This is a genomic window from Pseudomonas sp. D4-21 (assembly GCF_051132125.1).
Taxonomy (GTDB): Bacteria; Pseudomonadota; Gammaproteobacteria; order Pseudomonadales; family Pseudomonadaceae; genus Aquipseudomonas.
On sequence record NZ_CP071664.1, the window covers coordinates 4,424,773 to 4,439,656 of the forward strand.

Annotated in this window: 16 protein-coding genes; 7 read left to right on the forward strand and 9 right to left on the reverse strand. The window is 59.3% G+C overall.

Annotated features, from left to right (window positions below; translation table 11 throughout):
• Nucleotides 1–48 precede the first annotated feature (48 nt).
• From ispC to rpsB, 7 genes are all read right to left on the reverse strand, one after another.
• Nucleotides 49–1,239, reverse strand: coding sequence for a 1-deoxy-D-xylulose-5-phosphate reductoisomerase (gene ispC / locus J3Q04_RS19820; RefSeq protein ID WP_434609829.1), 1,191 nt, complete (start codon nucleotides 1,237–1,239; stop codon nucleotides 49–51).
• Nucleotides 1,236–2,042 (reverse strand): phosphatidate cytidylyltransferase, encoded by an 807-nt coding sequence (locus tag J3Q04_RS19825; RefSeq protein ID WP_434609827.1) that lies wholly within the window; start codon nucleotides 2,040–2,042, stop codon nucleotides 1,236–1,238. The genes ispC and J3Q04_RS19825 overlap by 4 nt, the downstream gene beginning before the upstream one ends.
• Nucleotides 2,042–2,797 (reverse strand): polyprenyl diphosphate synthase, encoded by a 756-nt coding sequence (gene uppS, locus J3Q04_RS19830; protein ID WP_434562533.1) that lies wholly within the window; start codon nucleotides 2,795–2,797, stop codon nucleotides 2,042–2,044. The genes J3Q04_RS19825 and uppS overlap by 1 nt, the downstream gene beginning before the upstream one ends.
• A 13-nt stretch (nucleotides 2,798–2,810) precedes the next feature.
• Nucleotides 2,811–3,368, reverse strand: coding sequence for a ribosome recycling factor (gene frr / locus J3Q04_RS19835; protein WP_420764236.1), 558 nt, complete (start codon nucleotides 3,366–3,368; stop codon nucleotides 2,811–2,813).
• On the reverse strand, nucleotides 3,365–4,108 hold the full coding sequence (gene pyrH / locus J3Q04_RS19840; protein WP_039591983.1) for a UMP kinase: 744 nt from the start codon (nucleotides 4,106–4,108) through the stop codon (nucleotides 3,365–3,367). Before pyrH ends, frr begins: the two co-directional genes overlap by 4 nt.
• 213 nt (nucleotides 4,109–4,321) lie before the next feature.
• On the reverse strand, nucleotides 4,322–5,188 hold the full coding sequence (gene tsf, locus J3Q04_RS19845) for a translation elongation factor Ts (RefSeq protein WP_072387961.1): 867 nt from the start codon (nucleotides 5,186–5,188) through the stop codon (nucleotides 4,322–4,324).
• 195 nt (nucleotides 5,189–5,383) lie between these two features.
• On the reverse strand, nucleotides 5,384–6,121 hold the full coding sequence (gene rpsB / locus J3Q04_RS19850) for a 30S ribosomal protein S2 (protein ID WP_003198231.1): 738 nt from the start codon (nucleotides 6,119–6,121) through the stop codon (nucleotides 5,384–5,386).
• Nucleotides 6,122–6,496: 375 nt separating this feature from the next.
• Between rpsB and map the strand changes: the two genes are divergently transcribed.
• The 3 genes from map to dapC all read left to right on the forward strand — a co-directional run bounded on the left by map (nucleotide 6,497) and on the right by dapC (nucleotide 11,362).
• Entirely contained in the window at nucleotides 6,497–7,279 is a 783-nt protein-coding gene (gene map, locus J3Q04_RS19855; RefSeq protein ID WP_186705495.1) for a type I methionyl aminopeptidase, read from the forward strand.
• A 44-nt stretch (nucleotides 7,280–7,323) separates the two neighbouring features.
• Nucleotides 7,324–10,026 carry a [protein-PII] uridylyltransferase gene (locus tag J3Q04_RS19860; RefSeq protein ID WP_434609823.1) on the forward strand — a complete coding sequence of 901 codons (2,703 nt, stop codon included), beginning with the start codon at nucleotides 7,324–7,326 and terminating at the stop codon, nucleotides 10,024–10,026.
• Nucleotides 10,027–10,162: 136 nt separating this feature from the next.
• Nucleotides 10,163–11,362, forward strand: coding sequence for a succinyldiaminopimelate transaminase (gene dapC, locus J3Q04_RS19865; protein ID WP_434609821.1), 1,200 nt, complete (start codon nucleotides 10,163–10,165; stop codon nucleotides 11,360–11,362).
• 262 nt (nucleotides 11,363–11,624) lie between these two features.
• Here the strand turns inward: dapC and J3Q04_RS19870 are convergent, their stop codons facing one another.
• On the reverse strand, nucleotides 11,625–11,855 hold the full coding sequence (locus J3Q04_RS19870) for a DUF6124 family protein (protein ID WP_434609819.1): 231 nt from the start codon (nucleotides 11,853–11,855) through the stop codon (nucleotides 11,625–11,627).
• Nucleotides 11,856–11,857: 2 nt separating this feature from the next.
• On the opposite strand from J3Q04_RS19870, the gene J3Q04_RS19875 reads away from it, so the two are divergent.
• Nucleotides 11,858–12,199, forward strand: a complete 342-nt coding sequence (locus tag J3Q04_RS19875) for a type II toxin-antitoxin system RelE/ParE family toxin (protein ID WP_028237030.1) — start codon at nucleotides 11,858–11,860, stop codon at nucleotides 12,197–12,199.
• 10 nt (nucleotides 12,200–12,209) lie between these two features.
• Nucleotides 12,210–12,512, forward strand: a complete 303-nt coding sequence (locus J3Q04_RS19880; RefSeq protein WP_420764233.1) for a Fis family transcriptional regulator — start codon at nucleotides 12,210–12,212, stop codon at nucleotides 12,510–12,512.
• Nucleotides 12,513–12,752: 240 nt separating this feature from the next.
• On the opposite strand, the gene J3Q04_RS19885 is transcribed toward J3Q04_RS19880, so the two are convergent.
• The gene (locus tag J3Q04_RS19885; RefSeq protein ID WP_434609816.1) at nucleotides 12,753–13,115 is read right to left on the reverse strand and encodes a DUF6124 family protein; all 363 of its coding nucleotides are present in this window, start codon (nucleotides 13,113–13,115) and stop codon (nucleotides 12,753–12,755) included.
• Between the two features lie 1,027 nt (nucleotides 13,116–14,142).
• Between J3Q04_RS19885 and J3Q04_RS19890 the strand changes: the two genes are divergently transcribed.
• Entirely contained in the window at nucleotides 14,143–14,445 is a 303-nt protein-coding gene (locus tag J3Q04_RS19890; RefSeq protein ID WP_434609814.1) for a type II toxin-antitoxin system HigB family toxin, read from the forward strand.
• Between the two features lie 5 nt (nucleotides 14,446–14,450).
• Nucleotides 14,451–14,822 carry a helix-turn-helix domain-containing protein gene (locus J3Q04_RS19895; RefSeq protein WP_434609812.1) on the forward strand — a complete coding sequence of 124 codons (372 nt, stop codon included), beginning with the start codon at nucleotides 14,451–14,453 and terminating at the stop codon, nucleotides 14,820–14,822.
• The last annotated feature ends 62 nt before the right edge of the window (nucleotides 14,823–14,884 follow it).

Consider the following 14,884-nt stretch of genomic DNA (forward strand, 5'->3'; position numbering starts at 1 on the left):
TTTCTCCACAATCCTGCCCAGGACAACCCTGGCTAACGTACCGCAGCCTCAACGCCCGTGGCGGCTCAACCACTGGCCCGCCAACTGGCGAGCCCTGGCATCCACGGTAAATACCGCGTCGAGGTCATCGAGGGAGACCACGGCCTCGAGGTTCAAGACTTCCTCGATGATACTCGCGATCTCGAGGTAACGGACACGCCCATCGAGAAACGCTGCAACCGCCACTTCGTTAGCGGCATTAAGCATGGCCGGCGCGCTGTTGCCCACCTCGGCCGCCTGCCGCGCCAGGCGCAGGCAGGGAAAGCGCTGTTCATCGGGCGCCTGGAAATCCAGGCGCGCGATCGCGAACAGGTCCAGCGGCGCCACTCCCGAATCAATCCGCTCCGGCCAGGCCAACGCGTTGGCGATCGGCGTGCGCATGTCCGGGTTGCCCAACTGGGCCAGCACCGAACCATCGACGTAGTCGACGAGGGAGTGGATCACGCTCTGCGGGTGGATCACCACTTCTACCTGCGACGGCTTGGCGTCGAACAGCCAGCAGGCCTCGATCAACTCCAACCCTTTGTTCATCATGCTGGCTGAATCCACGGATATCTTGCGCCCCATGGACCAGTTCGGATGAGCGCAGGCCTGCTCGGGTGAAACATGCACCAATTCTTCCAGCGGTGTCTGCCGGAACGGACCACCGGACGCCGTCAGAAGAATCCTCCGGACGCCCACTGCCTCCAGGCCACGGGAAAAGTCCTGCGGCATGCATTGGAAAATCGCGTTGTGTTCGCTGTCGATCGGCAACAGTACCGAGCCGCTTTTGCGCACCGCTTGCATGAACAGCGCGCCAGACATCACCAGCGCCTCTTTATTGGCCAGCAGAATTTTCTTGCCAGCCTCCACCGCCGCCAAGGTCGGGCGCAGCCCCGCCGCACCCACGATCGCCGCCATCACGGCGTCGACTTCCGGATCGGAAGCCACCTGGCAAAGACCCTCTTCCCCCACGAGCACCCGGGTTCGCAGCCCCGCGGCCCGTAGGTCGTCTTGCAGCGCGCTCGCCACGCTAGCCTCGGGCACTACGGCAAACCGTGGCGCGTGGCGAATGCACAGCGCCAGCAACTCGCTCAAGCGCGTGAAACCACTGAGGGCGAACACCTGGTAGCGCTCAGGGTGCCGGCCAATGACGTCCAGCGTGCTGAGGCCGATCGAACCCGTAGCGCCCAGCACAGTGATCTGCTGTGCACGACTCACGACGCGGCCATCCAGAGCAGAACGGCGAAGACAGGAATCGCGGCAGTCAGGCTGTCGATACGATCCAGTACGCCGCCGTGACCCGGCAGCAGGTTACTGCTGTCCTTGATCCCGGACTGGCGCTTGAACATGCTTTCGGTCAAGTCGCCGACCACCGAGACAAACACGATGAGGGCCGCGCCGAACAACCCCATCAACAGTTGCGCGACGGTCCAGTCTCGCACGAAGCCGACCACCGCCGTGATGACCAGGCTCAAGGCAAGGCCGCCATAGACGCCTTCCCAGCTCTTGCCAGGACTGACCTTTGGCGCCAGCTTGCGCTTGCCGAAGGCACGGCCAGAAAAATAGGCTCCGACATCGGCGCCCCACACCAGCACCATCACCGCCATGATCTGCCAGTTGCCCAGAGGCCCCTGCTTGATCCAGATCAGCCCTTGCCAGGCCGGCAACAGGATCAGCAGCCCTATCACCAGCTTGGTCGCGGCATTGGACCAATGGTGCGTGGTACGCGGATAGGTCAAGACCAGGAACGTCGCGGTTGCCCACCAGAGCACCGCCGCTCCCAGTACCCAGGGCGCGATACCAGGCACCACATACATGATGAACAACATGGCCGCTACCGCCGCCGCGTAGGTCACGCGCGCCGATTGAGCGGCAAAACCCGCCAGCCGCCCCCATTCCCAAGCGCCCAACGTCACGACCAGGCCGATGAACAGGGCGAAGCCCGCACCTTCCAATAGGAAAAAACCACCCAACGCGATGGGCAACAGGATCAAGGCTGTGATGATTCGTTGTTTTAGCATTAAACCCGGGCTCCAGCTTCGATCTGCTCGCTCGTTTTACCGAAACGACGCTGACGGGAAGCGAAATCGGCCAATGCGGTGCGCATGGCTTCGTGTTTGAAGTCCGGCCAGAACAGGTCGGAGAAGTACAGCTCGGCGTAAGCCAGCTGCCACAGCAGGAAATTGCTGATGCGGTGTTCGCCACCGGTGCGGATGCACAAGTCCGGCAGCGGCAGGTCGCCGGTCGCCAGGCACGTTTGCAACAGGTCGGCAGTGATGTCCTCTGGCCGCAAATGACCGGCCTGAACCTCCCGCGCCAGCCGCTGGGCGGCCTGGGCAATATCCCATTGGCCGCCATAATTGGCGGCGATTTGCAGGACAAACCGATCGGCGCCAGCCGTGGCTGACTCAGCCTCACGCATTGCCGCCTGCAGCTCAGGATGAAAACGTGAACGATCGCCGATGATCCGCAAGCTGATCTTGTTTTCGTCCAGGCGCTTGGCTTCACGTCGCAAGGCCTTGAGGAACAGGTCCATCAAGGCACTGACCTCATCGGCCGGACGCTGCCAGTTCTCGCTGGAGAAGGCGAACAGGGTGAGCACCTCGACGCCGGCCTCGGCACACACCTCGATGACTGCACGGACCGCATCAACCCCGGCTTTGTGCCCGGCGACGCCGGGCATAAAGCGTTTCTTGGCCCAGCGGTTATTGCCGTCCATGATGATCGCCACGTGGCGCGGCACCGCGAACGGCACGGCCTGCTTGGTCTTATCCATTAAAACGAGACCCTTATACGGCCATCAGGTCTTTTTCTTTCTCGTCCGTGGCCTTGGTGATCTGGGCCTCGGATTCTTTGGTCAGCTTATCGATATCAGCGATGGCACGACGCTCTTCGTCTTCACTGATTTCCTTATCCTTGACCAGCTTCTTCAGCTCACCCAACGCGTCACGACGGATGTTGCGCACGGCAACACGCGCGTCTTCCGCAGCGCTACGGGCCTGTTTGGTAAATCCTTTGCGCGTTTCCTCGGTGAGAGCCGGCATCGGGATCAGCAGCAGCTCACCCAGGTTAGTTGGGTTGAGGTTCAGACCGGCGCTCTGGATCGCCTTGTCTACAGCAGCGAGCATGTTGCGCTCAAAAGCCACGACCTGCAGGGTGCGCGAATCTTTCACGGTGACGTTGGCAACGCTGCTCAGCGGTGTGTCAGTGCCGTAGTAAGGCACCATGACGCTGCCGAGGATGCTCGGGTGAGCCTTGCCGGTACGAATCTGACCGAATGCGTGGCTCAGGGAGTCCAAGGATTTCTTCATGCGCTCTTCAGCGTCTTTCTTGATTTCGTTGATCATTGCTTGCCTTCCTCGATCAGTGTTCCTTCGGCGCCGCCATGGACGATGTTCAGCAGGGCACCGGGTTTGTTCATGTTGAAAACGCGCAGCGGCATCTTGTGGTCGCGGCACAGGCAGATAGCCGTCAGATCCATTACACCCAGCTTGCGATCCAGCACTTCATCGTAGGTCAGATGATCGAACTTCTCGGCATGCGGGTCTTTGAACGGGTCAGCGGTGTACACGCCATCTACCTTGGTTGCCTTGAGCACGACATCGGCATCGATTTCGATCGCTCGCAGGCACGCGGCCGAATCCGTGGTGAAGAACGGATTACCGGTACCGGCGGCAAAGATCACCACTTCCTTGGAGTTGAGGTGGCGCATGGCCTTGCGGCGATCGTAGTGATCGGTCACGCCAACCATGGAAATGGCCGACATCACGATGGCCGAGATATTGGCACGCTCCAGCGCGTCGCGCATAGCCAGAGCGTTCATCACAGTGGCCAGCATGCCCATGTGGTCGCCCGTGACCCGATCCATGCCCGCCGCGCTCAGCGCAGCACCACGGAACAGGTTGCCGCCGCCGATGACCAGGCCGACCTGTACGCCGATCCCGACCAACTGGCCAACTTCCAGAGCCATGCGGTCTAGCACTTTCGGATCGATCCCGAACTCTTCCGAGCCCATCAGGGCCTCGCCGCTAAGCTTGAGTAGAATGCGTTTATAGCGAGCCTGATAACCACTGCCCTGCTGAGCCATTGCGAATCTCTCCTGCGGCGTATTTTCTCAAAAAATTCTTAACGGGCTGTTTGCAGCCTCGTTCACTCTAGCTTGACGCTGACACAGCGCCATCGGAACACGGCTTTGTAAGCCAGTTCCGACAGGAAACCAATATAAATCGGCATCCTCATCCAAAAAGAGGCTGCGCGCGTGAGCGGGCAGCCTCTTCTGGGCGACAGTCGTTGAACCGTCTTATTGCTTGCTGGCAGCAGCTACCTGGGCAGCAACTTCTTCAGCGAAGTTGTCGACCGGCTTCTCGATGCCTTCGCCTACTTTGAAGTAGGTGAACGAAACGATTTCAGCGCCGGCTTTCTTCGCCAGGTCGCCGACCTTGATTTCCGGGTTCTTGACGAACGCCTGCTCAACCAGGCTGGCTTCGGCCAGGAATTTGGAAATACGGCCGCTGACCATTTTTTCAGCGATTTCAGCAGGCTTGCCTTTCAGCTTCTCTTCGTTCAGCTGCAGGAAAACACCCTTCTCGCGCTCGATCGCTTCAGCCGAAACGTCCGAAGGCAGCAGGAACTCAGGGTTGGTTGCAGCCACGTGCATGGCGATGTCTTTCGCCAGCTCGGTATCGCCGCCCTTCAGGACAACTGCAACACCGATCTTGTTGCCGTGCAGGTAGGTACCAACCACATCACCTTCAACACGAACCAGGCGACGGATGTTGACGTTTTCGCCGGTCTTGCCAACCAGGACCAGGCGGGCTTCTTCCTGAGCTTCGATCAGCGGAGCTGCGTCGGTCAGTTTGTCAGCGAAAGCTTTTTCGACGCTGGCAGCGACGAATGCCTTGAAGTCATCCTGCAGAGCCAGGAAGTCGGTCTGGGAGTTGACTTCCAGCAGAACGGCGGCTTTACCGTCGTCCTTGATGGCGATGGCGCCTTCAGCGGCAACGTTGCCAGCTTTCTTGGCAGCCTTGATGGCGCCCGAAGCGCGCATGTCATCAATGGCTTTCTCGATGTCGCCGCCAGCCTTGGTCAAGGCTTTCTTGCAGTCCATCATGCCTTCGCCGGTACGCTCGCGCAGTTCTTTGACCAACGCTGCAGTAATCTCTGCCATTTCAAAATCCTCTTGGATAGGTTTTCAACCATTCCACCCGACCGAACGGGCGATCAATTCTTCCTGGAAAAACCACTGTTTATAGATCGCTGCAGGTTACAAACAGGTAGCTGCGCTTGCGACAAGTGGTTTTCGAGGTGGCAAAAAGGGGGCCAAGCCCCCTTTTTGCTTACTGAGTCAACGCCAGGGCGTCAATTACTCAGCGGCTGCCGCCGGAGCTTCTTCAGCGAAGACTTCGGTGCCGCCATTAACGTTGTTGCGACCACGGATAACAGCGTCAGCCATCGAACCCATGTACAGCTGGATGGCGCGGATGGCGTCATCGTTGCCTGGGATGATGTAGTCAACGCCTTCCGGGCTGCTGTTGGTGTCGACAACGCCGATGACCGGGATACCCAGCTTGTTGGCTTCGGTGATCGCGATGCGCTCGTGGTCAACGTCGATCACGAACAGTGCGTCAGGCAGACCGCCCATGTCCTTGATACCGCCCAGGGAGCGGTCCAGCTTCTCAAGATCGCGAGTGCGCATCAGCGCTTCTTTCTTGGTCAGCTTGGCGAAAGTACCGTCTTCGGACTGGACTTCAAGGTCACGCAGACGCTTGATGGAAGCGCGGATGGTCTTGAAGTTGGTCAGCATGCCGCCCAACCAGCGGTGATCGACGTACGGCGAACCGCAACGTGCTGCTTCTTCAGCAACGATCTTGCCGGCGGAACGCTTGGTGCCGACGAACAGAATCTTGTTTTTGCCCTGGGCCAGGCGCTCTACGAAGGTCAGTGCTTCGTTGAACATCGGCAGGGTTTTTTCAAGGTTGATGATGTGGATCTTGTTGCGCGCGCCGAAAATGTACTTGCCCATTTTCGGGTTCCAGTAACGGGTCTGGTGGCCGAAGTGCACACCGGCCTTCAGCATATCGCGCATGTTGACTTGGGACATGATAGTTCCTTGATAAGTCGGGTTTGGCCTCCACGTATCCCAATGACCAACCAGCGGCGGTGAAAGCCGAAGGCACCCAGGTCATCGTGTCGACACGTGTGTGGATTTAAGCTTACGGGGTCATCCCCGGAAAGCGGCGCATTTTATACCACAGCAAGGGCGAAAACGGAACACGGATTCTGAAATCCCGGTGAAGCCCCCTTCCCACAGCCCTTTCATGGGCCATGGATGCACACCCCTATAGAGAGAAGCGATGCATGTGGACGGGGATTTGCGCTGATCGTCTGTTAGAATCGCCTCTTTCAGGGCCGCATGGATCATCATCCGCCGCCCATTTCGTTTTGAACAGCGCCGTCGGGCGCAGAGAGAGCCTGTATGACCGTTACCCTCAAGACTCCCGAGGACATCGCTAAAATGCGTGTCGCCGGCAAACTCGCCGCCGAAGTGCTGGAAATGATCGCCGACTACGTCAAGCCGGGCGTTACCACTGAAGAGCTGGACCGCATCTGCCACGACTATATCGTCAACGAGCAGAAAGCCATCCCTGCCCCGCTCAACTATAAAGGCTTTCCGAAGTCGATCTGTACCTCGATCAACCATGTGGTCTGCCATGGCATCCCCAATGAGAAACCATTGAAGGACGGCGATACCCTGAACATCGACGTCACTGTCATCAAGGATGGCTACCATGGCGATACCAGCCGGATGTTCCATGTCGGCAACGTACCGGAGTGGGCCGAACGCCTGTCCAAGGTCACCCAGGAATGCATGTACATGGCCATCGAACTGGTGAAACCGGGCTGCCGCCTGGGCGACATCGGCGAAGTGATCCAGAAGCACGCGCAGAAGAACGGTTTCTCGGTGGTGCGCGAGTTCTGCGGCCACGGCATCGGCAAGGTGTTCCATGAAGAACCGCAAATCCTGCATTACGGCCGCGCCGGCACCGGCATGGAACTGCAGGCGGGCATGACCTTCACCATCGAGCCGATGATCAACCAGGGCCGCGCCGACACCAAGGTACTGGGCGACGGCTGGACCGCCATCACCAAGGACCGCAAGTTGTCGGCCCAATGGGAGCACACGCTGCTCGTCACCGAGACCGGCTACGAAATCTTTACCCTGCGCAGCGATGACACCATCGCGCGTGTTTCCGCCTGACCCGTACCCAGCCTATAGATATAGATAGAAAGGAAAGTCATTCGATGCCGCAGGTGGACCCCGAACTCTTCGACCGCGGCCAGTTCCAGGCTGAACTGGCCCTGAAGGCAAGCCCCATTTCGGCGTTCAAGAAGGCGATCCGCCAGGCCCACGAAGTGCTCGACCAGCGCTTTCGCAGTGGCCGCGATATCCGCCGGTTGATCGAAGACCGCGCCTGGTTCGTCGACAACATCCTGCAAAAGGCCTGGGACCAGTTCAACTGGAGCGAGGATGCCGACATCGCGCTGGTGGCGGTGGGCGGCTACGGGCGTGGCGAACTGCACCCCTATTCCGACATTGATCTGCTGATCCTTTTGGATAGCGCGGACCACGAGATTTTCCGCGATTCCATCGAGCGCTTCCTGACGCTGCTGTGGGACATTGGCCTGGAAGTCGGCCAAAGCGTGCGTTCTGTGCAGGAATGCGCCGACGAGGCCCGCGCCGACCTGACGGTGATCACCAACCTGATGGAAAGCCGCACCATCGCCGGCCCCGAGCGCCTGCGCCAGCGCATGCTGGATGTGACCAGCACCGCGCACATGTGGCCCAGCAAAGACTTTTTCCTGGCCAAGCATGCCGAGCAGAAGGCCCGGCACCACAAGTACAACGACACCGAATACAACCTGGAGCCCAACGTCAAGGGCTCGCCCGGCGGGCTGCGTGACATCCAGACGATCCTGTGGGTCGCCCGCCGTCAGTACGGCACGCTGAACCTGCGAGCCCTGGCCGGCGAAGGTTTCCTGGTGGAAAGCGAGAACGCCTTGCTGGCATCGTCCCAGGAATTCTTATGGAAGGTCCGCTACGCCCTGCACATGCTCGCTGGACGCTCCGAGGACCGCTTGCTGTTCGATCATCAGCGCTCCATTGCCGGCCTGCTGGGTTTCGAAGGACAGGATGCCAAGCAATCCATCGAAAACTTCATGCAGCAGTACTACCGTGTCGTGATGAGCATCGCCCAGCTCAGCGAACTGATCATCCAGCACTTCGAAGAGGTCATCCTCGCCCCCGAGGACGAGGAGCCGCCGCAGCCGATCAACTCGCGCTTCCAACTGCACGACGGCTACATCGAAGCGCGCAATGCCAATGTGTTCCGCCGCACCCCGTTCGCCATGCTCGAGGTTTTCGTGCTCATGGCCCAGCAACCGGAAATCAAGGGCGTGCGCGCCGATACCATTCGCCTGCTGCGGGAAAACCGGCATCTGATCGACGATGATTTCCGCCACGATATCCGCAACACCAGCCTGTTCATCGAACTGTTCAAGTGCAAGATCGGCGTGCACCGCAACCTGCGACGCATGAACCGCTACGGGATCCTGGGGCGCTACCTGCCGGAATTCGGCTACATCGTCGGGCAGATGCAACACGACCTGTTCCACATCTACACGGTCGACGCCCACACCCTGAACCTGATCAAGCATCTGCGTAAGCTGCAGTACACCCAGGTGTCGGAGAAATTTCCGCTGGCCAGCAAGCTCATGGCCAAGCTGCCCAAGCCCGAGCTGATCTACATGGCGGGGCTGTATCACGACATCGGCAAGGGCCGCCAGGGCGACCATTCCGAGATTGGCGCGGTGGATGCCGAGGCTTTTTGCCAGCGGCACCAACTGCCAACTTGGGACAGCCGGCTGATCGTCTGGCTGGTGCAGAACCACCTGGTGATGTCCACCACCGCCCAGCGCAAGGACCTGTCCGACCCGCAGGTGATCCATGACTTCGCCCAGGCCGTTGGCGACGAAACCCGCCTGGATTACCTCTACGTGCTGACCGTTGCCGACATCAACGCCACCAACCCGACCCTGTGGAATTCCTGGCGCGCCAGCCTGTTGCGCCAGCTCTACACCGAGACCAAGCGCGCCTTGCGCCGTGGCCTGGAAAACCCCGTGGACCGCGAAGAGCAGATCCGCCGCACCCAAAGCGCGGCCCTGGATATCCTGGTGCGCGGGGGCACTGATCCGGACGACGTCGAGCAGCTCTGGTCGCAATTGGGTGATGATTATTTCCTGCGCCATACCGCCGGCGACGTGGCCTGGCACAGCGACGCGATCCTGCAGCAACCGGCCGATGGCGGGCCGCTGGTGTTGATCAAGGAAACCACCCAGCGCGAGTTCGAGGGCGGCACGCAGATCTTCATCTATGCGCCGGACCAGCACGACTTCTTCGCGGTGACGGTGGCGGCGATGGACCAGCTCAATCTCAACATCCATGACGCTCGGGTCATTACGTCCACCAGCCAGTTCACCCTCGACACCTATATCGTGCTCGACACTGACGGCGACTCTATTGGCGACAACCCGGCGCGGGTCAAGCAGATTCGCGACGGACTCACCGACGCCCTACGCAACCCGGCGGACTACCCGACCATCATCCAGCGACGCGTGCCCCGCCAGCTCAAGCATTTTGCCTTTGCACCACAAGTGACGATCCACAACGACGCCCAGCGTCAGGTCACGGTGTTGGAGCTCAGCGCACCGGATCGCCCGGGCCTGCTGGCGCGAGTCGGCCATATTTTCCTGGAATTCGACCTGTCGCTGCAGAACGCCAAGATCGCCACGCTCGGCGAGCGGGTGGAAGACGTTTTCTTCATCACCGACGCCCACAACCAGCCGTTGTCCGATCCGCAGCTTTGCAGCCGCTTGCAGGAAGCGATCGTCCAGCACTTGAGCGTCAACCAGGAACCCGATGCTCACCTGACTCGCATTAGCATCTGAACGAACACCACTCCCTGTGGGAGCGCGCTTGCTCGCGATGGCCGCGGAACATCCAAGCCGATGTTGCCTGATCCACCGCTGTCGCGAGCAAGCTCGCTCCCACAAAGGATCGCGCCCACATTGAACGAGGCCCCCGATGAACAACGCTTTGAACCAGCTCCAGCCGTACCCGTTCGAAAAACTCCGCGCCCTGCTCGGCAGCGTCACGCCGAACCCGGACAAGCGCCCGATCGCGTTGTCCATCGGCGAGCCCAAGCATCGCTCGCCAAGCTTCGTGGCCGAGGCGCTGGCCAGCAATCTGGAAAAAATGGCGGTGTACCCGACCACACTCGGCATCCCGGAACTGCGTGAAGCCATCACCGGCTGGTGCGAGCGCCGCTTCAACGTGCCGAACGGCTGGCTCGACCCGGCGCGCCACGTGCTGCCGGTCAATGGCACCCGCGAAGCCCTGTTCGCCTTCACCCAGACCGTGGTCAACCGTGGCGACAACGCCTTGGTGGTGAGCCCGAATCCGTTCTACCAGATCTACGAAGGCGCGGCGTTCCTGGCCGGGGCCAAGCCGCATTACCTGCCGTGCCTGGACACGAACGGTTTCAATCCGGATTTCGATGCCGTCTCGCCAGACGTCTGGAAACGTTGCCAGATCCTGTTCCTGTGCTCCCCCGGCAACCCGACTGGCGCGCTGATCCCGGTGGATGTGCTGAAGAAACTCATCGCCCTGGCGGATGAATATGACTTCGTCATCGCCTCGGACGAGTGCTACAGCGAACTCTACTTCGACGAACAAACCCCACCGCCAGGCCTACTCACCGCCTGCGTCGAACTGGGCCGCAAGGACTTCAAGCGTTGCGTGGTGTTCCACAGCCTCTCCAAGCGCTCCAACCTGCCCGGCCTGCGCTCCGGTTTCGTGGGCGGCGACGCCGATATCCTCAAGGGCTTTTTGCTGTACCGCACCTATCATGGCTGCGCGATGCCGGTTCAGACCCAACTGGCGAGCATCGCCGCGTGGAACGACGAAGAGCACGTGCGAGCCAACCGCGCCCTGTACCGGGAAAAATTCGACGCCGTGCTGGAAATCCTCAGTCCGGTGCTGGACGTACAACGCCCCGATGGCAGCTTCTACCTGTGGCCGAACGTAGCGGGCGATGATGCCGCCTTCTGCCGCGACTTGTTCGAACAGGAACACGTAACCGTCGTGCCAGGCTCGTACCTGTCCCGCGATGTGGACGGCGTCAACCCAGGCGCCGGCCGCGTGCGCATGGCCCTGGTTGCGCCATTGGCCGAATGCGTGGAAGCGGCGGAGCGGATCCGAGCGTTTATCCAGCGCCGGGGTTGATGGCTGTATCGCGCTGAAGCGGACCGCTGTTGTGGCGAGGGAGCTTGCTCCCGCTGGGCTGCGTAGCAGCCCAAAGCAGTCAACTCAATCTGCCTGACATACCGCGCTGCCCGGTTTCAGGGCCGCTTCGCGCTGGAGCGCCAGCCCGGCCCAGCGGGAGCAAGCTCCCTCGCCACAGGGGTTTGATGTAGACCTCATATTTGTTGACACCACATACGCTGTGGGAGCGAGCCTGCTCGCGAAGAGGCCGGCACTTATTACATCAAGTCCGAAGCCCTACCCGATCCAGGCACTTGTTCGCCAACAACATCCCCAACTCAATCATCTGCGCCACCCCCAACGCTACATGCCGTCGCGAGCCGTCCAGGTCAAACGTCAGGTTGCTGAGTACTGCATAGGCCGAGGCCAGGAGATGCCCGCAATCGCAGGATTCTGTAGACATTGACAGTAGCAACCGGACTTGTGAAATGCACCTATTTCGGTACACTCCCATTCATGGTTGATATTGCCCCCATACTGAACGTACGTTTCTTCCGCACCGACGCCGGGAATGAGCCTGTTCGCGAATGGCTGACTGATCTGCCTCGCGAGCATAGACGGATGATCGGGACTGACATCAAAACCGTTCAGATTGGTTGGCCTATAGGTATGCCGGTGGTTCGCAAGCTGGACACTGGGCTATGGGAGGTCAGGATTGACCTTGGAGATACCATCGCCCGCGTTCTCTTCACTGTGGTGGGCTCTGACATGGTTCTGCTCCACGCTTTCATAAAGAAAAGTCAAAAAACGCCAACCACCGACATGGCAACCGCCAAGCAACGCAAAGCAAGACTATGAGGCACAGCAAATGAACAAACACATCGGATCTGATTTTGACGACTTCCTCGCCGAGCAAGGTATCGCCGAAGAAGTTTCCGCAGCTGCGCTCAAACGCGTTATTGCCTGGCAGATTGCCGAAGCAATGAAGCTTCAGAAAGTGACCAAAAAGGCCTTGGCACAGCGGATGCACACCAGTCGCACTGCTGTTGATCGTGCGCTGGATCAGAACGATGCGGGGATGACGCTGGCAACACTTGCCAGCGCAGCGCGTGCGTTGGGTCAGAGGGTGGAAGTACGGCTGGTGCCTGAGCAGGAAGAAACCCACGCATAACAGCTGTTGTGGCGAGGGAGCTTGCTCCCGCTGGGCTGCGTAGCAGCCCCAAAGCAGTCAACTCAATCTGCCTGACATACCGCGCTGCCCGGTTTCAGGGCTGCTTCGCGCTGGAGCGCCAGCCCGGCCCAGCGGGAGCAAGCTCCCTCGCCACAGGGGTTTGATGTAGACCTCATATTTGTTGACACCACATACCCTGTGGGAGCGAGCCTGCTCGCGATGAGGCCGGCACTTATTACATCAAGTCCGAAGCTCTACCCGATCTAGGCACTTGTTCGCCAACAACATCCCCAACTCAATCATCTGCGCCACCCCCAACGCTACATGCCGTCGCGAGCCGTCCTGATCGAAGGCAAGATCATTGAGCATCGCATTGGCCGAAGCCAGGGTTTCGCTGAGGTTGGCCAGCAACACTTCGGTGTCGATACCGTCAGCCACCGTGAATAACTGCACTGAGGGCTTGGGCTCTGACTTGCTGTCGTCATCAGGCTTGAGATATTGATCCAGCACACGGTCAGCTGCTTCTTGCAGTTTTTCGGGGGCGTAATCGCCGTAGGGGAAAGTGGAGGCTGGCTTTGGAGGATTAGGCGTATCTTTGATCATGTTATTGCTCCTAGAGAATTGGGAGCCGCCACCGAGTCTTCTCACGGACCGGAGGGTGGCAGCCGTACGCGGGGTGAGAATCCGAGTCCCTAGAAGCCCGGCCATGCCGAAGCATGCCCGCGCACAGCCGCCATAACATAATGCGCAGACGAAAAGCGCCTGCACTTTATATGGTCGACGCCTGCGCGCCTAGAGGAGTTCGGATTCTCACGTCCGGTCGCTGAACTGGCAGCAACACCCAGAGGCTAGAGCCCTCGCTTCCGACGGACAACCTTAAAAACTTGTCGGAAACTTCGGTGCGTCTGACAGACCACAAGCGCTTGCTCAGACAAGAAAAGAAATAAAACGCACCTCATCGAAGCAAGCCCTTGATTTTACGGGTTTAACACCGCAAAAAAACTCATGCAGCCTGTTTCAAGAATCAAGCTCGCTTGAATTCGCTGATATCAGTAGCCATGATCGCCCCCGTCACCGGCGAACGCTGGCAGGAGTCTGGGTCCCTCTCCGGGTTGACCCAGCCACGCAGAAGGGGCAGAGCAAGCTCAACTGCGTGTCGATTGAAGCCGCCTTCGGGCGGCTTTGCTTTTTATGAGGTCTGGCTAGCTGCACATGCCGCCTTGCTTGTCTATGCCGAGCCCGACGAAGTGATCGCCGTGGGCAGAAAGAATTTCGCCACCTCACCGGCATCGATTCGTGCAGCAAGCGTTCCGTCGATATGGACAGCGACATAGCAGTCGCGCCCCAGGAACCCCGTGTCTCAAGTCACGACTACGGTTCCGTATGTCTCTTTCGGCTTTGAGGAGAAAGCAAGGATCAGTCTTTCGGAACCGGCTTCGCTTCGCCTGGAGAAACTGGCGACGTAGAACACCCCGCCAGCAAAGCAATAGCTACCGCGCCTACGAACAATCTCATGGCGTCCCCTGTGGAAGATGGGCCCAAGATATCGGAAACAGAGTGCCCGGCAGAACTGCAAGCTGTTGCTTGTGAATGCTTGCAAAAGTCCCACCACGGGACTACATTCTCACCCATGAGAATTATCGCCATCAGTCACCTGAAAGCCTTCTGGGAGAAATACCCAGATTCCGAACAGCAGCTTAAGGCTTGGCTTGACGATGCCAAAAAAGCCACTTGGACCAACCCTAACGACATCAAGGCGCAATACGGTAACGCAAGCATTCTCAAGAGTCGCCGCGTGGTATTCAACATCAAGGGTAACGACTACCGCCTGGTGGTCGCCATTGCCTACCGCTTCGGCGCTGTGTACATCAAGTTTGTCGGCACTCATCGTCGGTACGATGAGATCGACGTAAACACCGTGGAAATGGAGTAATCACCATGAACATTCGCCCAATCCGCACCGATGACGAATACCGGATAGCTCTCAAAGAGATCTCTCCCCTGTTTGAGAATGAGCCTGAACCTGGCACCCCGGAAGGCGATGCTTTCGAAGTCATGATCACTCTGATCGAGGCCTACGAAACCAAGAACTTCCCGGTTGATCTGCCTGACCCAATTGAAGCCATCAAGTTTCGCATGGAGCAATCCGGACTCACCGCGGCCGATCTGGCTCCCGCTATCGGAAAAACGAACCGCGTATACGAGGTGCTCAACCGTAAACGCTCGTTAACTCTGCCCATGATCTGGAAGCTTCACGATATGTTCGGCATTCCAGCAGAAAGCCTGATAAAGCCAGTAAAAGCTGCCTGATACTAGCCCGGGCAGTCCGGGCTTTTTTATGTCTTCCAGAAACGACAAGCCCACATCTGCGG